The sequence below is a fragment of the Exiguobacterium sp. s7 genome (genome assembly GCF_018618195.1).
Classification (GTDB): Bacteria; Bacillota; Bacilli; order Exiguobacteriales; family Exiguobacteriaceae; genus Exiguobacterium; species Exiguobacterium mexicanum_A.
Map to the genome: position 1 here is coordinate 237713 of NZ_JACSLO010000003.1, position 23938 is coordinate 261650.

Below are 23938 nucleotides of genomic sequence, written 5' to 3' on the forward strand. Positions count from 1 at the left end.
GGGGCGAATGCGAACACGTCAAGTCCGACTTCAGATGGATGGTTTTTCGAGAAAAAGGGAATATGATTAAAAAAAGAACGAGGAGTGGATGTATATGAGAAAGGAGACCGCCTGGTTCGTCGGTGGTGCGGCGCTCGCGGCCGCCACCGCAGCCGGGGCAAGCGTATGGAACCAATACGGATCGCTCGTGCGTTGGCAAGAGCCTGAGTTGCCGGTGCGTCCCTCGACCCGTAAACGCCGGACTCACACGTACAAGATTGTCAATGACCGTCCGCTCCAATTTGATGTGTACTACCCGCCCGGCGAAGGACCGTTTCCGGTCGCAGTCTATGCACACGGCGGGGCATTCGTTCGAGGGAATAGAGGCATGGTGACGTTGTTCCATCCATTGCTCGACCACTTCCTCGCCAAAGGATTCGCGGTCATCAGCATCGATTATCGTCTGTTCGAGGACGGGGTCTATTTCCCGGACAACATCATCGACGTCTCCGATGCGCTTTGCTATCTCAAACAACACGATGGTCTGCTCAATCTTGACATCGACAAATTGATTGTCTGGGGCGACTCGGCAGGCGCGGCCCTTGTCCTTGCGACAGCACTCGACCGAAGCAAGCAGTTTATAGGAGAACTTGGCGACGACGTGCCGCCGGTGAAAGGTGTCATCGCCCTTTATCCGCCGACGAACTTCTTGTTGTTCAAGTTCATCCAGACGTGGCTCGCCCATTTGAAGTTTTACGAAGGGAGTCGTGAGGCGTGGCGCGAACTGATGGTGAAGTGTTCTCCGGTCACGCATCTGTACGATGATGCCCCGCCGATTCTCCTTTTGCACGGGAAGAAAGACCCCATCGTTCCGTTCGGGCAAGCGCTCCATTTCGTGGAGCATGCGAGCGAGGTCGGCGCGAACGTGCAATTGATTTCTTTTCCGAACGGCACCCATTCGTTAGCGAGTTTCCTCCAATCCGATAACCCGATCAAAGAAACACAACTCATGGCCCGGATCGATCGTTTCATCGATGACGCGATGATGTGACGTTGCGCTTTTTTTCAAAGATGGTACGATGGGGTAGGATTTAGGAATCAAAAAGGAGTGACTCGTGTGACAGAACTTTGTTTGGTCCGACATGGTCAGACCGATTGGAATTTTCAAGAAATCATTCAGGGGCGGGAAGATATCCCGCTCAACGCACTCGGACATCGGCAGGCCGAAGAGAGTGCGGCCTTTTTAAGCCAAGAATCATGGGACGTGATCGTCGCGAGCCCGCTTTCGCGAGCGATGGATACGGCCCGCTACATCGCAGAGGCGTGCGGCATCGACCCAGGCGTGATCATTCAGGACGAACGGTTCATCGAGCGGGAGTTCGGTCATGCGTCGGGAAAACCGGTGCCTGGCATTTACGAAGCTGTCCAAGCCGATGATCAAGACCGCGTCCCGGGTCTAGAGTCAGAAGATGAGATGCGGGCCCGGGTCTTGAGCGGCATGGAAGACATCGTCGAAGCACATACCGGAAAACGTATCATCGTCGTCTGTCATTCACATGCAATTAAAGCCGCCTTATCGGCGATTGACGACACGTATACGTTCCGCCACGCCATGCGCAACGCCTGCTCGAATTATATCGAATATCAAGATGGTCAGTTCGTGGTCAAGGCGGTCAATGTCGCCGACCATATTACGAATGTGATCGTCGCGAAGTGAGGAGAAGCTCATGACGACATTGCTCTGGATTTTCATCATCGCATCATTTGTTGTCGCGTTCGCGGGTCTGATCTATCCGGTCATCCCGAGCGTCTTGTTCTTATTCATCGGTTATATGATTTACGGTTTTGGATTCTCGTTCGAGCCGCTCACATGGACGTTTTGGCTCTGGCAAACCGTATTTTTGATCTTCTTGTTCGTAGTCGACTATATCGTCACTCGGGCGACGGTCGATAAACGAGGCGGTTCCGAACGGGCGAAGTGGGGAGCGACAATCGGATTGATCGCAGGCCCGTTCATCTTCCCGCTCGTCGGCGTGCTCATCTTCCCGTTCATCTTCGCGTTTCTAGCGGAGCTCACGCTCGGTAAATCGACGCGTGAGGCGTGGAGTATCGGTGTCGGGACGGTACTTGCTTTCCTTGGAAGTACGATGCTCAAAGTCGTCGGAATGACGATGATGGTCATCTTGTTTTTCATCTACATTTGAGGCGGAGAAATTTCTTCGCCTTTTTGGGTTGAGATATTTGAAAAAACGGGGAAAGAAAAACAAGACCGTTCGACTTATTCGAACGATCCTGTCTTAACGAGCTGAGTGAAGGCGGAGCGGCTGAACGACTGCTGTTGCTCCATTTGTTTTTCGAAGAAGGACGGTTTGAGCTCGGCGTTCGCCACGCCTTCGGAAATCAACGAATCGAGTACTTGCTTCGTCGTGTCTTGTTTCGGCAACAACATGAGCCCTTCGGCGACGAACGTGTGATGGTCGCTTAGCGACCGTTCACTCGTGAACGTCAAGGCGAGGGCGGCCGGCCGGTTCGATGGAGACGTGATGACGGCCTCGGCGAGAAGCAGGATTCGTTTATTCAAGTAATGATGAAGCGTGACGGCAAATTCAGTCGGTACGAGCATCTCGAGGAGCCATTCGTTGTCGTGCTCTTTTGAGATGATCAACCCATCGAGCAGTTCGACGGGCAGGTTCAACTCGTTGCCGTACTCGTCTTGGACGAGGCGAACTTGGACTAGACGGAACGTTTTCATCGTATCGATCCCTTCCACATTTTCTTTAACTCATCTTAACACAGTCTGATTCGAAGATTGTGTTACGATAGCGGGGAAGCGACGTAAAAAAATAGAGGACAAGGAGGCATCAAGATGAGTTGGGTTGTTGGCATAATCGGGTATATCGCGATTCTAGCAATCGGTTATTATGGTGTCCTTTTCTTCAAAGTAAAGCAGGAGCGGAGTCGGGCCGGATATCGAATCTTCCTCTTGCTCGCGGGCTTGTTCTTCGTGAGCGGGAGTGACTATATCATCGCGTTGTTCCGAGGGGATACGGAAGCGACGTTTTGGCAACGGACCGTTTACTTCATATTGATTTTGATCTCTCTTTCGATCGCCCTTTACTTTCGGAGAAAAGAAGATAAAATCCATGCGAATGAGATGACGACGGCATAAAAACAAGAGGCTAACGGAAAAAAATCCGTAGCCTCTTGTTTTTATTTCGGAATCCGAGTTTGACGAATCATTTCGAGCTTCAAGTCCCAGAGCGGTTTACTGAATGTGACCGAGTACACTTCCGGCAAGCGGAGGCGTTTGTACTCTTCCCACAGACCGTTCATCTGCTCGTGATGATACGTGCGGATTTCTGTCGCGTTCGGTAACTCATATACGCGTTCGCCGTCTTGGAAAATCGGGACGAGCAAACGTTTGACGCTAAAGTTACGTGTCTTGATGCGGAACGCGGGGTCGCGCACGTCAATCAAGTCAATCTCGTTATACGACTCGACCGGTTCGTCGGCAAGGGCGATATAGTCACCTTTGAACTTCCCGGTCTCGTTATCGATGATGCGATACAATTCTTTCTTGTGCGGAGTCGTCGTTTTTACTTTCGAAGACGACACTTTGATGACCGGCTTCAGCTTCCCGTCGGCGCCTTCGCGGGCGACGAGTTTGTACACCATACCGAGTGCAGGTTGCTCATAGGCCGTGATACCGCGCGTCCCGACGAGGAACGTATCGGCTTCAGCTCCTTGCATCCGCAAGTCTTGAATGACGTACTCATCGAGGTCGCCCGAGACGACGATTTTGACGTAATCGAGTCCGGCCGCGTTCAATGCTTTTCGGGCCCGTTTCGACAAGTAGGCCAAGTCACCCGAGTCGAGTCGGACCGACTTCAAGCGGTAGCCTTTCGCTTCAAGTTCTTTGGCGACCGTGATCGCGTTCGGGAGACCTGACTTGAGCGTATCGTACGTGTCGATCAACAGGCTCGTATTGTCCGGGTACATCGAGGCGAACGAGCGGAATGCCTCGAGTTCGTCATCGTGGAACTGGATATCGGCGTGCTCCATCGTTCCACCGGTCGGGACGTCAAAATCACGTCCGGCCGAAACCAAGCTCGTGACGTCGAAACCGGCGATATAGGCGGCCCGTGTCCCGTAGTACGCAGCATCGACGCCTTGGGCGCGACGAGCACCGCCTTCGAGTAGTGTCTCGTTCGGCGCAGCTTGGCGGATGCGCGCGTATTTCGTCGCGATGAGTGATTCGTGGTTGGCGATGTTCAAGAGCGCCGTCTGGAACAACTTCGCCTCAAAGATCGTCGATTCGATGCGGACGACTTGTTCGTTCGGGAAGATGACTTCTCCTTCACGGACACTGTAGAGCGAGCCCGTGAACTTGAAGTTACGGAGCACATCCGCGAACTCGTCCTCGAAGTCGAGTTGCTGTTTCAAGTAGCGGATATCTTCTTCCGTGAATGAGACGTTCTCTAAATAATGCACGATATTTTGGAGGCCGGCGAAGACGACGTACCCTCCGCTGAACGGGTTTGAGCGATAGTATAGGTCAAACACGACTCGTTCGTTGTGACGGCCTTGTTTCCAATAGATATACATCCAACGCGGGAGGTATAAGTCTGTGTGAAGTGCTAAGTTGCGATGTAACATAATCGATCCTTTCTGTTTTACGTCACTTCCCGGTCACCTTTGCTCCGAGGGTCGTGACAAAATGTTCGAGCGCCCAAGCGTGTCCGACTGGGTTGAAGCTTTGGACGGCATCGGCATGGACGACGATTGTATAGCCGAGGTTGTAAGCGTCGACAGCGGTATGAAGCACACAAATGTCTGTGCACACACCGACGAGATGAATCTCTGTGATGGCCCGTTCGCGCAAGCGCAAGTCGAGGTCTGTGCCGGCAAAGGCGCTATAGCGTGTCTTATCGATCCAATGATCGGCCCGGCTCGCCGCGGTTTTGACGGCACCGTATAATTCACGGCCCTCTGTACCGCGAATATTGTGGGGCGGGAAGAGCGTCGTCTCAGGATGATACGTGTCGCCGGCATCGTGGACGTCGTTCGCGACGACAACATAATCCTCGTCTGCGAACTCCTCGATCAACTGGACAATTCGTTCTTCTATGTCTTGCCCTGGTTTTCCACAAGTCAAACGACCCGCGTCTGCGATAAAATCAAACGTGTAGTCGATCACAATCAATGCTCGCATGGGGAGCTCTCCTCTCTCATGTAAAGAATAGTTGGCTATCCTTCTTATTCTAAATCATTTTGCGTGATGCGAAAAAGATTATTTTTGATCGGGGTCGGGTACTAGGTGTAAGAAGAACCGTTTGCGAAAGGGGAATCAGCACATGCTGCTGTCATCAACCGAACTGTCAGAGCAACTATCCCGCTTAAATGGCTGGGATGTTGTTGAAGGGGAATTACAAAAGACGTATCGGCTCGAGACGTTTCCAGAGGCGATTCAGTTCGTCCATCTCGTCGCTGATTTGGCGGAGGAGCTCAATCATCATCCGAACATCTTGATCGAGTATCGGAATGTCACATTGACCGTGTCCACGCATGACGAAGGTGGAATCACGGAGAAAGACATCATGCTCGCGAAAGGGTGTGAGGGGCTTGTCTAAACTGTTCATGACGTTTGCCTCAGGAACTGTCGCTGAACGATTGCGTCAACAACCCGGTATCCTTGTCGCCAACGGGACCGAGACGATTTTGCTCGCAGAAGGCGACAAGTCTCCCTTCCAAAGCGGGAAGACGTTTCAAATCGAAGAAGCGGAAGGACAATTCGCCTCGAAAGGGAATATTGTCTATGCGAACATTCCGGTCGATTCGAACGCCCGGTCGCTCTTGTTCCATCGCTTGTTGAAAGACAAATCACGTCTTGGGTCTGGCCATAGCGGTTTTGCCGCCTATCGGCTCGGTGTCGACCCGGACGATCACCACGGGATTATCTTCATCCAATTCACCGAGGGCGGAAATCGTTTCCGTGATTCGACCGACTATGTCTTGTTCCAAGAATGGCTGAAAGAAGCCGTCGAACAAAAAGGAGCCGGTCCAATCATAAAACACTATGTCGTCGATGAAGCGGATGACCTATAATAAACATAACGTCATGTTAGGGGAGGATTTTTTATGAACAAGAACTACTTCTGGATGGGAATGGCCGCAGGTGCCGTCATCGGAGCCGGGGCATCGCTTCTCCACAGAGAGACGCGCGAACAACAAGTCAGACAGCTCAAACATATGAAATCACGACTCAAGTCGAAGGATGCGTCAACACAAAGCCATTCGGTCGGCCTTCAAGCCTCATCGAAAGGGAGCTTGAAAGATCGCGTCATGGATTTGAAGGCGCTCTACGAAGAGAACCAAGACACGATTCAAAATCTCGTCGAAGATGTGAAAGACTTGGTCGACGCGCTCCAAGACGCTCGTCACAAAAATCAAATTTAATCAATCTATCACGGTCTGTCGCTCTTGCGCCGGGCCGTTTTTTTATGGTCTGGCGAACATCTCTCTATTTAATTTGTATAAAAATACAATTGACAGTATAAATATACGTATGTTTTAATCGATTTATTCTTTTAAGGGGGGTTCGACAGATGATCACTTGTGGAATCGTCGGCGTCACGGGGTACGCCGGGATGGAGCTGTTGAAGCTCATCGGGAAACATCCCGAGTTCACGCTCGTCCGGGCGATGAGCGATTCGAGCGCCGGATTGACGCTCGCGCAACTGTATCCATGGTTAGAGATTGAGGATTTGACGCTCGAGCCGTTCCAGGTGGGCGTATTGAACGACATCGACGTCATTTTTTTAGCGACGCCGAGCGGGGTGTCGGCACAATATGTGGCGCAGTTGACGGAGTATGAAGGAGTCGTCATCGATTTGAGCGGAGACTTACGTCTGCCGGCATCGAGCTACGAGACATGGTACGGCAAACCGGCCGTACCGGTATCACTTCAAGCGCAGGCCGTGTACGGATTGACGGAATGGAATCGAGACGCTGTAAGGTCGGCCGACTGGATTGCCAATCCCGGGTGTTACGCCACGGCGATCGCCCTTGGTTTGCTCCCGTTCGTGAACGGAGGCTGGATCGATCCGAACGAAATCATCGTCTCGGCCTGCTCCGGCATCACCGGCGCTGGGAAAGGACTCAGCACCAAGACGCACCATGCCCGCTCCAATGAAAACGTGCAACTTTATAAAATCCATACGCATCAACACATCCCGGAGATTGAACAGACGCTTTATGCAGTGAGTGGGACGCAAGCGACCGTGTCACTCTCGACACATCTGTTGCCCATCAATCGAGGCATTATGGCAACGATGAGCGTTGTCCCGACGATTGAGCAGAGTGAAGCAGCTTGGGTGAACGCATTGCGACAAACATACGCGAACGAACCGTTCATCCGGGTGCAACAAGGCGAACCGGAGATTCGGACGGCCGTCGGGTCGAACTACTGCGACTTGTGGGTGTATCTCGACCAACGAACGAATCGACTGACCGTCATCTCGGTCATCGACAATATGCAAAAAGGTGCGGCCGGACAAGCGATTCAAAACGCCAACGTCCGCTTTGGATTAAACGAGACAGCCGGGTTGAATGAACAGCCCCAATACATATGAGGAGGTAGAAACGAATGATTGAAACAGCAATCAGCCCTGTCGTCCACGTCGTCACGCCGAAAGGGTTTCAAGCGTGCGGAGTTCACGTCGGACTGAAGCGGAAGCGTAAAGATTTAGCCCTGCTCGTCTGCGAACAGTTGGCCAGTGCCGCCGCGGTGTATACGACGAACCAGTTTCAAGCGGCCCCGATTCAAGTGACGAAAGAGACGCTACAAGCGTCGAACGGGAAGATTCGTGCCGTCTTGATCAACAGTGGAAACGCCAACGCCTGCACCGGTCCGCAAGGGCTCGAGGACGCGTATACGATGCGCGATAAGGCGGCCGAACATATCGGGGTCAAGCCGGAAGAAGTAGCGATCGCCTCGACAGGTGTCATCGGTCAACTGTTGCCGATGGAGACCCTCTTGACCGGAATCGATTTGCTTGAACCGATCCATGAGGAGACGGGGGCGGAGTCGTTCGCGGAAGCGATTTTGACGACCGATACGGGAACGAAATGCACGGGCGTCGAGTACACCGAAGGAGGCGCGACCGTGACAATCGCAGGTGTGGCCAAAGGCTCGGGGATGATTCATCCGAACATGGCGACGATGCTCGGCTTCATCACGACCGATGCCGTCATCGCACCCGACGTGTTGCAACGGGCGCTGAAACAGAGCGTGGACGCCTCGTTTAACAGCATCACCGTCGACGGGGACAGTTCGACGAACGATATGGTGCTCGCTTTGGCGAGCGGACTGACCGAGATGGATGAAATCATCGAAGGGACACCGGCCTATGACCGCTTCTGCCAAGCGTTGACGGACGTATGCACGAATCTCGCCAAAGCGATTGCTCGTGACGGGGAAGGGGCGACGAAATTGATTGAGGTCGAGGTTGTCGGGGCGAAGACGGATGAGGCGGCTCGGATGATTGCGAAACAAGTCGTCGGCTCGTCGCTCGTGAAGACGGCCGTCTATGGACAAGATGCGAACTGGGGACGCATCATCGCCGCCATCGGTGCCACCGAACAACCGATCGATGTGAACCACGTCGACATCCGCATCGGGTCACAGCACATACTCTTGGAAAGTTCGCCGGTCTGGTTCGATGAAACGCTCGCGACAGAAGAGATGGGCCAAGACATCGTGCCGATCCAGATCCGGTTGCAAGACGGCACCGGACAAGGTCAGGCGTATGGCTGCGATTTGACTTACGACTACGTCAAAATCAACGCGAGTTACCGGACATGAAACAACGGAAAATCGTCAAACTCGGCGGAAGCGTTTGGGACACGCTTGATCCGGACTATTTCAAAGAATGGCAGGCGTGGCTTGAGGCGGGGCATGAACTTGTGATCGTTCATGGGGGTGGACCTGCGTTGTCCGCTTATTGCGAGCATCAACAAATCGAACCTATGTTTCAAGACGGACGTCGTATCACGACAGCGGACGTGTTGACCGGTGCCGAGCGCGTGCTCGCGGGGGAGATGCAAACTGAAATCGTTGCTGCCCTCGGTCGTCATCATATTCAAGCGGTCGGTCTCTCGGGTGTGGACGGACAGACGCTGACAGGAAAACAATTGGTGGAACTCGGAGCGGTCGGTGAAGTCGACCGGGTCGAGACAGACTTGTTCGAGCTATTGCTCGCGAGTCGCTACGTGCCTGTCGTGACATCATTATTACACGGTACGGAAGGCACGTTGAACTGTAACGGGGACGATTGTGCGATCGCAGTCGCGGTCGCTCTGCAGGCCGACTGCTTCGAAATGATCACCGACGTACCAGGTATCCGGATTGATGGGACGTTCCGTCAAACGCTGACACGTGAGGACATCCAGACGGCCATCGCCACAGGGGATATCTATGGGGGGATGATCCCGAAAACCGAGGCGCTGTTGGCTGCTCTAACAGGAGGGATTGATATCGCCGTCATCCGTGACGGCAAGGACCCGGTTCATCCCGGGACAACACTACAGGAGGTGCACCATGCATTCACTACTACCGACCTACGGACAACGACATATTGAGATTGAGCAGGCGAACGGATCGTATGTGACCGACACCACGGGGAAACGGTACCTCGATTTCGTCATGGGTATCGCCGTCTGCGGCACGGGCCATCGTCATCCACACGTAAGCCAAGCGCTAGAGGCGCAGCTTCAAAAAGTGTGGCACACGTCGAACCTTTACAACATCAGCAGACAAACTCGCGTCGCCGAGATGCTCGTCTCCGAGACTCATTTGACGCATGCGTTCTTCTGTAACAGTGGGACCGAGGCGAACGAAGGGGCGTTCAAATTGATTCGGAAATGGACGAACAAGACGAAAATCGTGACGTTCACGAAATCGTTCCACGGTCGCTCGTTCGCCATGCTTGGGGCCACGGGGCAAGACAAGGTCAAAGCCGGATTCGGCCCGATGGTGGCTGATTTTGTACACGCACCGTTCAACGACATGGACGCACTCGACATGATCGATGCCGATACGGCTGCGGTCTGGCTTGAAATCGTCCAAGGCGAGGGCGGGGTCGTCGTCGCTGACTCGGTATGGCTCGAAGCGCTTCAAGCGAAAGCGACTGAGCACGGGGTCAAAATCGTCGTCGATGAGGTGCAGACCGGGATTGCCCGCACAGGTACCCGCTTCGCGTTCGAACAGACACCGCTTAAACCGGACGTCGTCACGCTCGCGAAAGGGCTCGGCAGCGGTTTCCCTGTCGGAGCGATTTTGACAGCAGCAGGTGCGGAGCACGTCTTCACGGCTGGCAGTCACGGTTCGACGTTCGGCGGCAATCCGCTCGCGATGGCAGCGGCGGAAGCGACGCTCGACATTTTGTTCGAGGCGGACGCACTCGCCCACGTCAATGCGATGGGGGCACGATTACGAGCGGGCTTGGAACAATTTGTCGACGGAGAGACGTTCATCGAGGTCCGTGGACTCGGCTTGATGCTCGGGCTCGTCGCGACGCAACCGGTCGCGCCATGGATCGAACAGTTGCGAGACGCGGGCCTCCTGGTCGTTGCGGCAGGTCCGGACGTGATTCGCGTCTTACCGTCTTTGCTGCTTACGGAAGCCGAAGTGGATGAGGCGCTCGCAATCATTGGACAGGTGATTACAAAGGAGATGGTGTCATGACGGGGACAGTGACGTTACAAAGCGGTGAACAGTTCAACGGGACGTGGGAGACGAGTGCGTGCTTGGCGAAAGGAGAGGTCGTCTTCTTCACAGGGATGACCGGTTATCAAGAAGTGTTGACCGATCCGTCGTACGCCGGTCAAATCGTCGCGTTCACATATCCGCTCATCGGGCAATATGGGTTGACCGACGCAGCATCGGAAAGTGCGGACATTCAAGTGGCGGGCGTGCTCGTCCAGACGTTAGCCGGCAACGGGGCGGCGACCGACTTGAAGGATTGGCTGGAGCAGTCCGGTGTGCCGGTACTGTCTGACGTCGACACGCGCTCGCTCGTCCATGCGCTCCGTGAACACGGCGATCAGTGGGGTGTGATGACGTCTGAATCAGATGTGTCGTTCGATGGGGACCTACATCAGATTACGGAGACCGTTTCGACGCCAAGTCATGTGCGTCACGGCGACGGGGCGAACGGACACATCGTCTGTCTTGATTTCGGCGTGAAGGCGTCGATGGTTCAAGCGATGGTGGAGCGAGGGTACGCGGTAACGGTCGTTCCGTTCGATATGACGGTCGCCCAAGTCCACGCGCTCGCACCGACCGGGATTCTCGTGTCGAACGGTCCGGGAGACCCACGTGATTTGGTCGACTACCTCGACAATGTGCGTGACGTGGCACTGTCGTATCCGACACTCGGCATTTGTATGGGCCATCAACTGCTCGCGCTCGCCTTCGGGTGTGAGATTGAAAAACAGGCTTACGGACACCGCGGATCCAATCATCCGGTCCGGAACGTCCAGACGGGTGAAGTGTGGATGACGTCGCAAAATCATGGGTACGTCGTCACACGGGACAGTTTGGAAGCGACGCCGCTCGAACTGCTATTTGAGAACGTGAACGATTTGTCGGTCGAAGGGACGTTGCACCGGACGGCCCCGATTCTAACGGCTCAGTTCCATCCGGAGGCCAGTCCGGGACCGAAGGAAGCGCAAGCCATCTTTGATCGCTTCGACGAAATGATTCAGCAAGGGGTGAACGTCTATGCATAAAAAAGTACTCGTCATCGGCTCGGGTCCGATTATCATCGGACAGGCGGCCGAGTTTGACTATTCGGGCACACAGGCGTGCCAAGCGCTCCGAGAAGCAGGTTGTGAGGTCGTACTCTTTAACTCGAACCCGGCCACGATCATGACCGATCCCGGTTTGGCCGACCACACGTACATCGAGGCGATGACGTTAGAGAAGGCCGAATTGATTATCGAGACAGAACGTCCGACCCACTTGCTCGCCACGGTCGGCGGGCAGACTGCCCTTAACTTGGCGCTCGCCTTGGACGAGGCCGGCGTGCTCGAACGATACGGCATCAACCTTCTCGGTACGTCGCTTGAGACGATCCGTGACGGGGAAGACCGCGAACGGTTCAAACAGAAAATGAACGAACTCGGGGAACCGCTCCCGGTCAGCACGACGATTGAATCGATCGACGCCCTTGATCACTTCATCGCCGAGACAGGCGTCCCGCTCATCGTCCGTCCGGCGTTCACGCTCGGCGGAACCGGCGGTGGGATTGCGGAGACGGTGGACGCGGCGTATACGCTCGCGAAGCGTGGTCTCGAAGCGAGTCCCATCTCGCAGTGTTTGATTGAGCAGAGCATTGCCGGCTATAAAGAGTTTGAATACGAAGTCATGCGTGACGCCAACGGGACGTGCATCATCGTCTGCAATATGGAAAACATCGACCCGGTCGGCGTCCATACGGGCGATTCGGTTGTGTTCGCCCCGGCCCAGACGTTATCGGATGTCATGCATCAGACGTTACGGAGCGCCGCGTTCCGAATCGTCTCGGCCCTCGGTGTCGTCGGCGGGTGTAACATCCAGTTCGCCGTCCATCCGACGGAAGACGCCTATTACGTGATTGAAGTGAACCCGCGCGTGTCGCGTAGCTCGGCGCTCGCCTCGAAAGCGACCGGGTATCCGATCGCGAAGATCGCCACCCGTCTTGCCCTCGGGGAACGACTCGACGCTTGCATCAATCCCGTCACGAACGGGACGATGGCGAGCTTCGAACCGGCCCTCGATTATGTGACGGCGAAAGTGCCGACGTTCCCGTTCGATTTGTTCAATGGGACGGACCGGACGCTCGGACCGCAGATGAAAGCGACCGGGGAGAGCATGGCGATGGGCAAAACACTCGAAGAAGCGCTACAGAAAGCGTGGCGCGGTGCCGGTGTCGAGCAGAGTCCGCTTTATCCGAATTGGATGGCGACAGCCGATCCTGACGCGTTATACGCTGAAATTTCGGCTCCGACTGATCGTCGTCTCCTGGCGTGCCTCGCACTACTCGATCGGGGAATCGCCACGGCGTCACAGCTTGAAGCGCTGACGGGTATCGCCCCGCACTTCATGATGACGTTCGATCGACTCGTGACGACAATCCGTCTGGACCTGTCTATGAAAGAAAACTTGTTGCGAGCGAAACGGTTCGGTTTCACCGACGCCCAGATTGCGCAGCAGATGAACGTCACGGCCGACGCAGTCGCAGCGATGCGGCTCGAACACGACATCCATCCGGTCTATCAGATGATTGATACGTGTGCCGCCGAGTTCGAGAGCCGCACACCGTACTTTTACGGGTCGTGGCACGGGACGTCTGAAGTCGTACCGAGCGAGCGTCCGAAAGTCGCCATCATCGGGTCTGGACCGATTCGCATCGGACAAGGCATCGAGTTCGATTACAGTTCGGTGCATGCCGTCTGGGCGCTTCAAAAACTCGGGGTCGAGACGATCATGATCAACAATAACCCGGAGACGGTGTCGACCGATTTCACGATCGCCGACAAACTGTACGTCGAACCGTTGACGATTGAAGATGTTGTGCACGTATTGGAGGCAGAAGGCTGTCAGGACGTCCTCATCCAGTTCGGCGGCCAGACCGGCATTTCACTCGCCCATGCACTAGAAGCCAAAGGCTATCACTTGCTCGGGGCGACGGCAGACGTCATCGATCAAATGGAGGACCGGGATCGGTTCTATCAATTCCTCGACGAGATCGGGGTGGCCCACATCCCTGGCGAAGAGGTCGGATCGGTTGACGACTTGACGTCCGCGATCGATCGTCTCGGCTATCCATGTGTCGTCCGTCCTTCCTACGTCATCGGTGGAAAAGGCATGTATATCATCCGGACCGCAGCGGATTTGCACCAAGTCGAATCACACTTGACCTATCCGCTCCTTGTCGATGCGTATGTCGATGGACGTGAACTCGAAGTCGACTGTGTCACTGACGGGAAAACCGTCTACATTCCGGCCTTGCTCGAACAGATTGAGGCAGCCGGTGTCCATTCGGGCGATTCGACGATGATTCTGCCGCCGGTCAAAACGTCACGCGCGCAACAAGCCGAGATTGAAGCCATCGTTCAAACGATTGGTCAAGCGCTCGCATATAAGGGTGCGCTCAATATCCAATTCGTGTTGAAAGACGACGTCATCTACGTACTCGAAATCAATCCGCGTGCATCTCGGACGGTCCCGATCGTCAGTAAAGTGACCGGGGAACCACTCATCGAATGGGCGACGCTCGCGGCGTTCGGCCATGAGTTGGCAACCATCGTCCCAGAGGCACGTCCGGTATGGAGCGGCTATGCCATCAAGACACCGGTGTTCTCGAGTTTGAAATTGCCGGGCGTCGACCCGCTCACCGGACCCGTCATGCGTTCGACTGGAGAGACACTCCAATTCAGCATGACCCCTTACGTGTCCGAACGCTTCTGTTACGATGCGACGACGGCGCGCATCATGAATCGGACTGAGACCGTAGCCGGCCAAGGCTGGTCATCATATAGTGATCAAGCGCTCGATGAGACGACCGAGTTCCAAAACGTGTCGGTCCTATTTTCAAACGCACCAGAAGAACAAGCGGCACGTGAGACGGCCGTCCGCAACGGCGTCCACGTCATCTCGGAGACACATCTTGCCGAGTACTATCAACAAGCGATGCAAGCGGAACCGATGCCGGTCCGTTCACTTCAAACGATGCAGACAGGAGAGGGACTACCATTATGACGACGAAAACAATCAATCATCTACTGACACTCGAGGAACTGACTCCGTCCGCACTCGACGACTTGCTTGGACTCGCGGCCAAGGTCAAACGACAGCCGGAAGCGTTCCAGTCGGCGCTCGCCGGCAAGAAAGTGGCGCTCTTGTTCGAGAAGGCCTCGACCCGGACCCGGATGTCGTTCGAGGTCGGTGTCGTCGAACTCGGCGGTTATCCGCTGTTCTTGAGCAGCAGTGATTTACAGATCGGACGCGGGGAACCGCTGACGGATACGATTCAAGTCATGAGCCGCTATGTCGACGCGCTCATGATTCGGACGTATGCCCACGAGACGGTCGAGACGCTCGCTTCGGCAGGGTCGATTCCAATCATCAACGGATTGACCGATTCCCATCACCCGTGCCAAGTACTCGCCGACTTGTTGACGGTCGAGGAAGTGTTCGGCACGAGAACGGGGAAGACGTTGACGTACATCGGCGACGGGAACAATATGGCCCACTCGCTCATGATCGGGGGCGCGCTCAGCGGGATGCACATCCGCATCGCCTCGCCGGAAGCATATACGGTCGAGACCGAGATTTTCGAACGGGCGAACGAACTCGCGGCGACTACTGGAGGCAGCGTTACGTTGTGGCAAGACCCGATCGCTGCGGCAGCGGGTGCGGACGTCATTTACACGGATGTGTTCGCGAGCATGGGGCAAGAAGCGGAAGCGGCGGAACGGTTGACGCAGTTTGCGACGTTCCAAGTCGATGCTTCGCTCATGCAGCAAGCGAAGTCAGATGCGATTTTCCTGCACTGTCTCCCGGCCCATCGCGGCGAAGAAGTGACGGCCGACGTCATCGACGGTCCGCAATCGGTCGTGTTCGATCAAGCTGAGAATCGATTGCACGCGCAAAAGGCGCTCATGCTCACCTTGCTCGGCTAAACGAAAAGAGAGGATTCGCCGCTCGGGCGAATCCTCTCTTTTTACTGTCATAAAAAGCGGGCGAACAGGCCGAATACGGCCAATCCGACAATCACGTAGAAAATCCATTTGCCTTCACCCGTATGAATGATGGGCGGGGAATACTTGCGTGGCTTGTACTTCCCGTAACGGAGCGGGCGCGAATACGGCACCGTGAACCGGGAGAGCGGGATCGCGAGCAAGAACCCGGCCAGAAAACCATACACATGTCCCCAAAGTGACACGTTCGCACCGATGAGCGTGAACACGGCGCTGATGGCGACGAAGATATAGACGAGTCGAGCGTCCTGGCTGTAGATGAGCGTCCGGCGGAACCGACCGATGTACACATAAAAACCGAGAATCGCTAAAATCGCACCGGAAGCACCGGCTTGCAGGTAGAACAGTTCACTCACCGTGAAGAACGTGAGCAAGTTGGCAAGCACACCGGCCACGATATAGAACACGGCGAACTTGATGTGACCGACCATGCGTTCCATGGCAGGTCCGAAGATAATCAAAGCGAACGAGTTGAACAGCAAATGACCGAGCCCTAAATGGATGAAGTTGGCCGTCAAGAGACGGTACCATTCCCCTTGGGCGAGTGCGAGATGGAATGACCCGCCGAGTGCGACAATCCGGAGGTCGGGGACCAAAGAATCGATGACAAACACGAGCAGTTGGATTACAATGAACAGCGTTACGAGCGGATACGCCCGGACGAACGTTTGAACATTCTCAGTACGACTAAACATAGCATCACCTCTTTCCTTAATTGTATAAGGAAACGAGTGAAAAAGGAAAGGAGCGAGTGTCCTGTGATTGTGGGGATCGGAATCGATATCGTCGAGCTCGAGCGGATTGCTCGCTCGCTCAAAAATGACCGTTTCGTCGCACGTCTGTTGACCACAGCCGAGCGGGCGCTTGCGGACGCCTATCCAGAACAACGGCGCATCGAATTCGTCGCTGGACGATTTGCGGCGAAAGAAGCGTATGCCAAAGCGGTCGGGACCGGGATTGCCCGGGGCCTGTCGTGGCAACAAATCGAAATTTTACCGGATGAGACCGGACGGCCGCATATGACGGCGCCGTACTCAGGCCGGATTCATATGAGTATCAGCCACAGCGAGCAATATGCCGTGGCACAAGTCATCATTGAAGAGGGGGATCACGATGTTTCGTCCAAGTTGGATTGAAATCGATCGGGCGGCGATCAAACATAACGTAATCGAAATTAAAAAACGGATCCCGCAAGCGCTCATGGCCGTCGTCAAAGCGAACGCTTACGGGCATGGTGCCGTCGAAGTGGCAAAGATTGCGCTTGATAACGGAGCGACGATGCTCGGTGTGGCCTTACTCGAGGAGGCAATCGAGCTCCGAGAGGCCGGGATTAAAGCGCCAATTCTCGTCATGGAGGCCCAGTTCCCAGAATATGCGGGCGTCGCAGCCGAACACGATGTGACGTTGTCCGTCTTTTCGGCCGACTGGTTGCGTGAGGCGTGCACACATCTATCTGACCGTCCACTCACCGTTCATGTGAAAGTCGACACCGGTATGGGTCGTCTCGGTTTGCGGACCCGCGCCGAACTTGATGCCCTTTTAGAAGCGGCAGATGACCGTTTTATCGTCGAAGGGATTTATACGCACTTTGCGACAGCGGATGAGCCGGACAGTGAGCTTTACTATGAGCAGCAGGAGCGGTTCGGTCAGTTGATAGATGGACTCCACTCGCGATTCCGCTACATTCATACGTCAAACTCGGCCGGAGCGATCCGCATGGCCGGACAAGACGTGCCGTACAACGTGGTGCGGGTCGGAATTGCGATTTATGGGCTCTACCCGTCAGCTGAAATGGCTTCCTTCTATTCATTTTTACGTCCGGCCTTCACGTTGAAGAGCAAGCTCATGCAAGTGAAGCAACTCGAAGCTGGACAGACGATCAGCTACGGGGCGACATACACGACGGCAGGGGACGAGTGGATCGGTACCGTGCCGGTAGGATATGCCGACGGCTGGATTCGTAAAGCGAGCGGCTTCGAAGTAGACGTCAATGGAGAGCGCTGTCCCATTATCGGTCGTGTCTGCATGGATCGCTTCATGGTGAGGCTTCCTAAAGAGCTGCCGGTCGGAACTGTGGTCACGCTCATCGGCGGACCAGTCGCGATTGACGAACTGGCCACGCATCTCGAGACAATCAACTATGAGGTCGTCTGTCAATTAACGAATCGCCTCCCGCGACGTTATGTGTAAAGCGGAAAACGTGTGAAATTATCTGAATTCTTTCGGGAATTCTCTATATTTTCCCAAACTCGCGTGTTATATTGGTAAAGAACGCGGGAATATTTCCGCCAGTCATTGAAACGATTCTGGAGGTGTAAGATGTTGAAACAGCGAACTGCGGGTGCTTTAGCGTCCGTTCCAGATCGGTTCTCGCAACATGTGGGTCCGATTTCGATGAAAGACCGTGAATCATTGTCATTGAACGATGTAGTGACGTACTTGTCCAAAGAAATTGCTGATCGACAACAAACACTGCGCGAAGAATTGGCGAGAGGCTATCAAGAGATGGCCGCGTTTAATTTGAATATGGCAGAAGAGATGCTGATGATTGAGACGGAAGCCGAACATGCTCTCTTACGTCAAGTAAGCGGGGTGTGAGCGGAGTGATCGTAAAGCGTGGTGACGTGTTTTATGCGAATCTGTCGCCCGTAGTCGGTTCAGAGCAAGGTGGAGTTCGTCCGGTTCTCGTCATTCAAAACGATATCGGCAATCGCTTTAGCCCGACCGTCATTGTCGCTGCGATTACGGCTCAGATCCAGAAAGCAAAACTGCCGACTCATGTAGAGGTATATCAAGTCAAACATGGTCTCGAACGAGATTCCGTGATTTTGCTTGAACAGATTCGAACGATTGATAAGCGTCGTCTGACGGATAAAGTCACTCATCTTGATGATGAGACGATGCACAAAGTTGACCGAGCGCTAGAGATTAGTCTGGGATTAATCCCTCTCTAGCTTACATATAAAGAAACCGATACATAGGTATCGGTTTTTTTTCAAAAAAATCTTTAAAAAATAGTTTAGAATTCTGTAAAACGGGAATTTAGTTTAATCGTACTCAATTTTTCTGTACGCACATTAGGAGGGAATATACGATGGATTTAGCGATTCGCGAGCAAGTCATTGGAGAACAATTACACCTTTACGTATCCGGAGAAGTGGATACATATACCGCACCAAAATTGAAGGAAGTCTTGCACCCGGCTATCACGGAACAAGATGTTACCGTTCATTTGGATGAAGTGGATTATATGGATTCAACTGGTCTCGGCGTATTTGTCGGTGCCCTTAAAATAGCCAAACGTAATGAGAAAGAGTTGTCGCTCGTCGGCGTCACTGACCGCGTCAATCGTCTCTTTGAATTGACAGGACTGCACAAGTTGCTTTCGATCAATACAAACGTAAGAGGTGGCACGCAATGAGTAACATCGAACAGACGGTGATGACGTTCCCGGCCAAACCGGAGTATGTCGGTGTGGTCCGTTTAGTCGTCTCAGGAATCGCTAACCGTATGGGATATACGTACGACGAGATCGAAGATATTAAAATTGCGGTCTCGGAAGCCTGTGGCAATGCTGTTCAACATGCTTATGAAGACCAAGAAGGTGAAGTGAAACTCACGTGTGGCGTCCATCAAGATCGTCTCGAAATGACAATCGAGGACTCGGGCAAAACGTTTGCCGACGACGTGAAACGCCAAGCGGCGCCAGTCGAAGAGACGGCTGAAATTGAATCGCTTCACGAAGGAGGACTCGGTCTTTTCCTCATTGAAGCCTTAATGGATGACGTCTCGATCAACAAGGACAATGGTGTCAAGGTGACGATGACGAAACTCCTTAACAGGGACGAGGTGGATCAGAGTGCCAGCAAAATCTCAACAACGCCATCACAGTGATGATGAAGTATTAGAGTGGATTGAGCGTTATCAACAGGACGATCAAAATGAAGAAGTCCAGATGCTCCTCATTAACCGATACTCGGACCTCGTTGAGGCACTTGCACGAAAGTTTTCACGCGGCCGGGCTATCCACGATGACCTCGTTCAAGTCGGGATGATCGGACTTCTCGCTGCCCTTCGTCGTTTCGACCCTGAGTTCGGACGCAGTTTCGAATCGTTTGCCGTTCCGACGATTATCGGTGAAATCAAGCGTTTCATCCGTGACAAGACGTGGAGCGTCCACGTTCCGCGCCGGATTAAAGAGCTTGGACCGAAAATCAAGAAGACGGTCGAGGAATTGACGACCGAGTTGCAACGTTCACCGCGCATCGATGAGATTGCCGATCACCTCGGCGTTTCCGATGAAGAGATTCTCGAGACGCTCGAGATGGGCAAGAGCTACCAAGCCCTTTCCGTCGACAGCTCAATCGAAGCGGACAACGAAGGTTCGACCGTCACGCTCCTCGACCTTGTCGGAAGCCAAGAACGTGGCTACGAATCGGTCGACCAGCGCCTCATCCTTGAAAAAGCGTTCAGTGTGCTGAACGAACGGGAACAGGCGATTTTAGAATGTGCTTATTATAAAAACATGAGCCAAAAAGAGACGGGTGAACTCCTCGGGATTTCGCAGATGCACGTATCGCGCTTGCAGCGACGCGCGCTTGAGAAGTTACGTGAGGCCATCAAAGTCCCGCTCAACGAAGTATTTTCAAACGATGACTAAATGGTCATCGTTTTTTTGTCGTCTAGGCGTGAGTTTGCTACACTTCTAGAGAGAAGAGAAAAGGAAGTGATTCGATTGATTACGAAAGTCGCAAAAGAGTTGAAGTTGAAGACGAGTCAAGTCGAGACGGTGCAACAACTTGCCGCGGACGGAGCGACGATTCCGTTCATGGCCCGGTACCGTAAAGAAATGACCGGTAATCTCGATGAAGTCGAAATTAAAGCGATTCTCGACGCCTTACAATATGAAGAGAGTTTGCACAAGCGTAAGACGGACGTCCTCGCCAAACTTGAAGAACTCGAGAAGGCGACGCCGGAATTGACACGGGCACTTGAAGCGGCGACGAGCCTGCAACAAGTCGATGACATTTATCTCCCTTATCGTCCGAAGCGACGGACGAAAGCCGAACAAGGGCGGGAGAAAGGACTACAAGCCCTCGCTGACTGGTATCGTCAACCGACACCCTATTCGCTGAAAGAAGCGCAGTCGTTAGCGGGTGACCTTTCGCTTGAAGAAGCACTTCCGTTCGTCCAATCGATCATTGGGGAGGAGTGGGGCGAAGTGGCGACGCTTCGACAATCACTTCGAACACGGGTCCGGAAAGAGGCGCTCCTTCGTTCGCGGAAGAAAAAACAAGCGGAAGATGAGAAAGAAGTGTTCGCCCAGTATTATGAATATGAAGAAAAAATCGCAGGAATCGTCCCGCACCGGATTCTCGCTTTGAACCGGGGAGAGCGCACGGACGTGTTGCAAGTGAAGATTGTCTTCGACGAAGCCGGCTTCATGCGACAAACGCTCGGCAAGTTTGACCGTTTGCCGACAGAGAAACGCGAACTCGTAACGCTCGCCGTGAAGGATGCGTTCAAGAAGTCGGTATTTCCGGTCATCGAACGTGAGGTTCGTAGCGAATTGACCGAGACGGCCGAAGAACAGGCCATCGACGTGTTCTCGAAAAACTTGAAGCAACTCTACATGCAACCGCCGCTTCGTGAGGTCGTCGTCCTAGGGATTGACCCGGCCTATCGCACAGGTTGTAAATGGGCCGTCGTAAATGAAATCGGGAAAGTCGAAGAAGTCGGTGTCTTCTATCCGACGGCACCGAAACACGATGTCGCGGGATCGGAAAAAGTGCTATCGTCGCTCGTGAAACGTTATCCGATTTCGGTCATCGTCATCGGGAATGGAACCGCATCCCGTGAAACGGAGCAATTCGTATCGAACTGGCTGAAGAAAGCTGAACGCGAGATTGCTTACGCCATCGTCAATGAGGCGGGGGCGAGTGTCTATTCGGCGTCAGAGATTGCACGGTCTGAGTTCCCGGAATTGAAAGTAGAAGAACGCTCGGCTGTCTCGATCGCCCGACGTATCCAAGACGCGATGGCCGAACTCGTTAAAGTCGACCCGCAATCGGTGGGGGTTGGACAGTATCAACACGACGTCAGTCAAAACAAGCTGAAGGGGTCGCTCGAGTTTGTCGTCGAGAGTGTCGTCAACATGGTCGGTGTGGATGTGAACCGAGCCTCGGAATCGCTGCTCACATATGTATCTGGATTGAACAAGACGACGGCTAAAAATATTGTCGCGTATCGGGATGAGTTCGGGCGCTTTGATACGCGGAAAGAAATCAAGAAAGTGCCTCGTCTTGGAGCGAAGGCGTATGAGCAAGCAGCCGGCTTTTTACGGATCACGAACGGAAGCGATGTACTCGATCAAACGGAGATTCATCCGGAGAGCTATAAGTTGACGCTCTCTCTATTGAAGGAACTCGGTGTTTCGAAGCAAGCGGTCGGTACGGCTGAACTGCGAGATCGATTGAAGACGGTTGACGCCAAAGTGCTAAGTGAGAAGCTAGATGCCGGATTACCGACAGTCGAAGATATCTTGAAGTCGCTCGCGAAGCCTGGACGTGACCCGCGCGAAGATATTCAGAAACCATTGCTTCGGACCGACGTCATGAACTTGGAGGACCTTCAAGTGGGGATGGAGTTCCAAGGAACGGTGCGAAACGTCATCGACTTTGGGGCGTTCGTTGATATCGGGGTGAAGCAAGATGGACTCGTCCATATTTCGAAATTGTCGAATCGCTACGTCAAGCATCCGCTTGATGTCGTCGCAGTCGGTGATATCGTCACCGTATGGATCGAACAAGTGGACGCCAATCGTGGGCGAATCAGTCTCACGATGTTGGAGCCGAAGCCTTAAATAAGAAGGAACTAGTACCGGGCAAAATGTTTTTCATTTTGTTCGGGTTTTTTTATAAAAAAGTGTTGACGGTCTTTTCTGCCCGTGCTATCTTATAGAAGTCGCCGAGAGACGACATGGAATATTAAAGCTTTTCTAAAAAAGTGATTGACAGGTTTCTGGTTTGCGGTTACAATTTAAATCGTTACTTCGATAAATTCAAGCAACGTTCCGCAATAGCTCAGTGGTAGAGCAACCGGCTGTTAACCGGTAGGTCGTAGGTTCAAATCCTACTTGCGGAGCCATTTTATTTTGGAGACGTACCCAAGAGGCTATAAGGGGCTCCCCTGCTAAGGGAGTAGGCTGGGAAACCGGTGCGAGGGTTCGAATCCCTCCGTCTCCGCCACTTATTTTTAGAAAACACATACATCTGGCCCGTTGGTCAAGCGGTTAAGACACCGCCCTTTCACGGCGGTAACACGGGTTCGAATCCCGTACGGGTCACCATCATACGGAGGATTAGCTCAGCTGGGAGAGCACCTGCCTTACAAGCAGGGGGTCGGCGGTTCGATCCCGTCATCCTCCACCATTTCAAATTTAAGCACGTATAACGGTCTTGTGGTGTAGGGGTTAACATGCCTGCCTGTCACGCAGGAGATCGCGGGTTCAAATCCCGTCAAGACCGCCATTTACGTTGGGCCGTAGCCAAGTGGTAAGGCATCGGATTTTGATTCCGACATGCGAAGGTTCGATCCCTTCCGGCCCAGCTTATATTTGAGTCATTAGCTCAGTTGGTAGAGCATCTGACTTTTAATCAGAGGGTCGCAGGTTCGAGCCCTGCATGACTCACCATTTTTATCCCTCGCAACACCTTAATACGCTGCGGTCGTGGCGGAATCGGTAGACGCGCTAGGTTGAGGGCCTAGTGGTGGTTAACACCGTGGAGGTTCAAGTCCTCTCGACCGCACCAATATGCACCCTTAGCTCAGCTGGATAGAGCGTTAGACTACGAATCTAAAGGCCGGGAGTTCGAATCTCTCAGGGTGCACCATTTTTATTATGGGCCTATAGCTCAGCCGGTTAGAGCGCACGCCTGATAAGCGTGAGGTCGGTGGTTCGAGTCCACTTAGGCCCACCATTTTAACTGACGAACTTTGAAAACTGAACGATGAGGCAAAAATAAGTTTTACAATTTTTGAATGAAGCGCAAGCTTCGTCATTTTTAAAGAGCTATATCAAATTCTTTGGAGAGTTTGATCCTGGCTCAGGACGAACGCTGGCGGCGTGCCTAATACATGCAAGTCGAGCGCAGGA

At 53.6% G+C, this 23938-nt stretch carries 26 protein-coding genes, 10 tRNA genes and 1 rRNA gene; 33 read left to right on the forward strand and 4 right to left on the reverse strand.

All coding sequences use genetic code 11. The features are described 5' to 3' along the window. Positions 1 to 94: 94 nt before the first annotated feature. The 3 genes from KNP79_RS06270 to KNP79_RS06280 all read left to right on the forward strand — a co-directional run bounded on the left by KNP79_RS06270 (position 95) and on the right by KNP79_RS06280 (position 2183). Positions 95 to 1030 (forward strand): alpha/beta hydrolase, encoded by a 936-nt coding sequence (locus KNP79_RS06270; protein ID WP_034780854.1) that lies wholly within the window; start codon positions 95 to 97, stop codon positions 1028 to 1030. A 66-nt stretch (positions 1031 to 1096) separates the two neighbouring features. Then, the gene (locus tag KNP79_RS06275; RefSeq protein ID WP_215191605.1) at positions 1097 to 1696 is read left to right on the forward strand and encodes a histidine phosphatase family protein; all 600 of its coding nucleotides are present in this window, start codon (positions 1097 to 1099) and stop codon (positions 1694 to 1696) included. 10 nt (positions 1697 to 1706) lie between these two features. Further along, positions 1707 to 2183 carry a DUF456 domain-containing protein gene (locus tag KNP79_RS06280; protein WP_034780856.1) on the forward strand — a complete coding sequence of 159 codons (477 nt, stop codon included), beginning with the start codon at positions 1707 to 1709 and terminating at the stop codon, positions 2181 to 2183. A 74-nt stretch (positions 2184 to 2257) separates the two neighbouring features. On the opposite strand, the gene KNP79_RS06285 is transcribed toward KNP79_RS06280, so the two are convergent. Next, the gene (locus tag KNP79_RS06285; protein WP_034780942.1) at positions 2258 to 2731 is read right to left on the reverse strand and encodes a YwpF family protein; all 474 of its coding nucleotides are present in this window, start codon (positions 2729 to 2731) and stop codon (positions 2258 to 2260) included. Between the two features lie 114 nt (positions 2732 to 2845). Between KNP79_RS06285 and KNP79_RS06290 the strand changes: the two genes are divergently transcribed. Next, the gene (locus tag KNP79_RS06290) at positions 2846 to 3148 is read left to right on the forward strand and encodes a hypothetical protein (protein WP_034780857.1); all 303 of its coding nucleotides are present in this window, start codon (positions 2846 to 2848) and stop codon (positions 3146 to 3148) included. Between the two features lie 41 nt (positions 3149 to 3189). Here KNP79_RS06290 and KNP79_RS06295 read toward each other — a convergent pair whose 3' ends face one another. Beyond that, a complete protein-coding gene (locus KNP79_RS06295) occupies positions 3190 to 4635 on the reverse strand; it encodes a nicotinate phosphoribosyltransferase (RefSeq protein ID WP_034780858.1) in 1446 nt (481 codons plus the stop codon). 22 nt (positions 4636 to 4657) lie between these two features. Further along, a complete protein-coding gene (locus tag KNP79_RS06300; protein WP_215191607.1) occupies positions 4658 to 5191 on the reverse strand; it encodes a cysteine hydrolase family protein in 534 nt (177 codons plus the stop codon). A 142-nt stretch (positions 5192 to 5333) separates the two neighbouring features. On the opposite strand from KNP79_RS06300, the gene KNP79_RS06305 reads away from it, so the two are divergent. From KNP79_RS06305 to argF, 10 genes are all read left to right on the forward strand, one after another. Next, positions 5334 to 5609, forward strand: a complete 276-nt coding sequence (locus KNP79_RS06305; protein WP_034780860.1) for a 4a-hydroxytetrahydrobiopterin dehydratase — start codon at positions 5334 to 5336, stop codon at positions 5607 to 5609. A 7-nt stretch (positions 5610 to 5616) separates the two neighbouring features. Beyond that, complete coding sequence (locus tag KNP79_RS06310; protein ID WP_034780944.1) at positions 5617 to 6084, forward strand: hypothetical protein; 468 nt, start codon at positions 5617 to 5619, stop codon at positions 6082 to 6084. A 33-nt stretch (positions 6085 to 6117) separates the two neighbouring features. Further along, entirely contained in the window at positions 6118 to 6435 is a 318-nt protein-coding gene (locus KNP79_RS06315; RefSeq protein WP_214709349.1) for a hypothetical protein, read from the forward strand. Positions 6436 to 6584: 149 nt separating this feature from the next. Beyond that, complete coding sequence (gene argC / locus KNP79_RS06320; RefSeq protein ID WP_215191609.1) at positions 6585 to 7610, forward strand: N-acetyl-gamma-glutamyl-phosphate reductase; 1026 nt, start codon at positions 6585 to 6587, stop codon at positions 7608 to 7610. Between the two features lie 14 nt (positions 7611 to 7624). After that, a complete protein-coding gene (gene argJ, locus KNP79_RS06325; RefSeq protein ID WP_215191610.1) occupies positions 7625 to 8842 on the forward strand; it encodes a bifunctional glutamate N-acetyltransferase/amino-acid acetyltransferase ArgJ in 1218 nt (405 codons plus the stop codon). Further along, positions 8839 to 9618 (forward strand): acetylglutamate kinase, encoded by a 780-nt coding sequence (argB, locus tag KNP79_RS06330; protein ID WP_215191612.1) that lies wholly within the window; start codon positions 8839 to 8841, stop codon positions 9616 to 9618. The genes argJ and argB overlap by 4 nt, the downstream gene beginning before the upstream one ends. Next, positions 9578 to 10723 carry an aspartate aminotransferase family protein gene (locus KNP79_RS06335; protein ID WP_215191614.1) on the forward strand — a complete coding sequence of 382 codons (1146 nt, stop codon included), beginning with the start codon at positions 9578 to 9580 and terminating at the stop codon, positions 10721 to 10723. Before argB ends, KNP79_RS06335 begins: the two co-directional genes overlap by 41 nt. Further along, the gene (locus KNP79_RS06340) at positions 10720 to 11769 is read left to right on the forward strand and encodes a carbamoyl phosphate synthase small subunit (protein ID WP_215191616.1); all 1050 of its coding nucleotides are present in this window, start codon (positions 10720 to 10722) and stop codon (positions 11767 to 11769) included. The genes KNP79_RS06335 and KNP79_RS06340 overlap by 4 nt, the downstream gene beginning before the upstream one ends. After that, complete coding sequence (gene carB / locus KNP79_RS06345; RefSeq protein ID WP_215191618.1) at positions 11762 to 14782, forward strand: carbamoyl-phosphate synthase (glutamine-hydrolyzing) large subunit; 3021 nt, start codon at positions 11762 to 11764, stop codon at positions 14780 to 14782. Before KNP79_RS06340 ends, carB begins: the two co-directional genes overlap by 8 nt. Next, entirely contained in the window at positions 14779 to 15705 is a 927-nt protein-coding gene (gene argF, locus KNP79_RS06350; protein ID WP_215191620.1) for an ornithine carbamoyltransferase, read from the forward strand. The genes carB and argF overlap by 4 nt, the downstream gene beginning before the upstream one ends. A 47-nt stretch (positions 15706 to 15752) precedes the next feature. On the opposite strand, the gene KNP79_RS06355 is transcribed toward argF, so the two are convergent. Next, entirely contained in the window at positions 15753 to 16478 is a 726-nt protein-coding gene (locus KNP79_RS06355; protein ID WP_214823504.1) for a rhomboid family intramembrane serine protease, read from the reverse strand. Between the two features lie 63 nt (positions 16479 to 16541). Between KNP79_RS06355 and acpS the strand changes: the two genes are divergently transcribed. The 19 genes from acpS to KNP79_RS06450 all read left to right on the forward strand — a co-directional run. Beyond that, on the forward strand, positions 16542 to 16919 hold the full coding sequence (acpS, locus tag KNP79_RS06360) for a holo-ACP synthase (RefSeq protein ID WP_034780870.1): 378 nt from the start codon (positions 16542 to 16544) through the stop codon (positions 16917 to 16919). After that, positions 16897 to 17973, forward strand: coding sequence for an alanine racemase (gene alr / locus KNP79_RS06365; protein ID WP_215190573.1), 1077 nt, complete (start codon positions 16897 to 16899; stop codon positions 17971 to 17973). The genes acpS and alr overlap by 23 nt, the downstream gene beginning before the upstream one ends. Before the next feature lie 129 nt (positions 17974 to 18102). After that, positions 18103 to 18381, forward strand: coding sequence for a hypothetical protein (locus KNP79_RS06370; RefSeq protein ID WP_021068181.1), 279 nt, complete (start codon positions 18103 to 18105; stop codon positions 18379 to 18381). Between the two features lie 5 nt (positions 18382 to 18386). Beyond that, a complete protein-coding gene (locus tag KNP79_RS06375) occupies positions 18387 to 18737 on the forward strand; it encodes a type II toxin-antitoxin system PemK/MazF family toxin (protein WP_029596222.1) in 351 nt (116 codons plus the stop codon). Positions 18738 to 18877: 140 nt separating this feature from the next. Continuing rightward, entirely contained in the window at positions 18878 to 19204 is a 327-nt protein-coding gene (locus KNP79_RS06380) for an STAS domain-containing protein (RefSeq protein WP_021068183.1), read from the forward strand. Beyond that, the gene (gene rsbW, locus KNP79_RS06385) at positions 19201 to 19677 is read left to right on the forward strand and encodes an anti-sigma B factor RsbW (protein ID WP_021068184.1); all 477 of its coding nucleotides are present in this window, start codon (positions 19201 to 19203) and stop codon (positions 19675 to 19677) included. The genes KNP79_RS06380 and rsbW overlap by 4 nt, the downstream gene beginning before the upstream one ends. Continuing rightward, positions 19643 to 20443, forward strand: coding sequence for an RNA polymerase sigma factor SigB (gene sigB / locus KNP79_RS06390; RefSeq protein ID WP_021068185.1), 801 nt, complete (start codon positions 19643 to 19645; stop codon positions 20441 to 20443). The genes rsbW and sigB overlap by 35 nt, the downstream gene beginning before the upstream one ends. 75 nt (positions 20444 to 20518) lie before the next feature. Next, the gene (locus tag KNP79_RS06395; protein WP_215191634.1) at positions 20519 to 22645 is read left to right on the forward strand and encodes a Tex family protein; all 2127 of its coding nucleotides are present in this window, start codon (positions 20519 to 20521) and stop codon (positions 22643 to 22645) included. 209 nt (positions 22646 to 22854) lie between these two features. After that, positions 22855 to 22929: transfer RNA gene (locus KNP79_RS06400), tRNA-Asn, on the forward strand. 9 nt (positions 22930 to 22938) lie between these two features. Further along, a tRNA-Ser gene (locus KNP79_RS06405) sits at positions 22939 to 23030 on the forward strand. A gap of 26 nt (positions 23031 to 23056) precedes the next feature. After that, a tRNA-Glu gene (locus KNP79_RS06410) sits at positions 23057 to 23131 on the forward strand. A gap of 6 nt (positions 23132 to 23137) precedes the next feature. After that, positions 23138 to 23213, forward strand: a tRNA-Val gene (locus KNP79_RS06415). A gap of 23 nt (positions 23214 to 23236) precedes the next feature. Next, a tRNA-Asp gene (locus KNP79_RS06420) sits at positions 23237 to 23312 on the forward strand. A gap of 7 nt (positions 23313 to 23319) precedes the next feature. Next, a tRNA-Gln gene (locus tag KNP79_RS06425) sits at positions 23320 to 23391 on the forward strand. Between the two features lie 9 nt (positions 23392 to 23400). Next, positions 23401 to 23476 (forward strand) — tRNA-Lys (locus KNP79_RS06430). A gap of 30 nt (positions 23477 to 23506) precedes the next feature. Beyond that, positions 23507 to 23594 (forward strand) — tRNA-Leu (locus KNP79_RS06435). 4 nt (positions 23595 to 23598) lie between these two features. Then, positions 23599 to 23675 (forward strand) — tRNA-Arg (locus KNP79_RS06440). A gap of 10 nt (positions 23676 to 23685) precedes the next feature. After that, positions 23686 to 23762: transfer RNA gene (locus KNP79_RS06445), tRNA-Ile, on the forward strand. Positions 23763 to 23865: 103 nt separating this feature from the next. Then, positions 23866 to 23938 (forward strand): 16S ribosomal RNA (locus KNP79_RS06450); the annotation flags it as partial.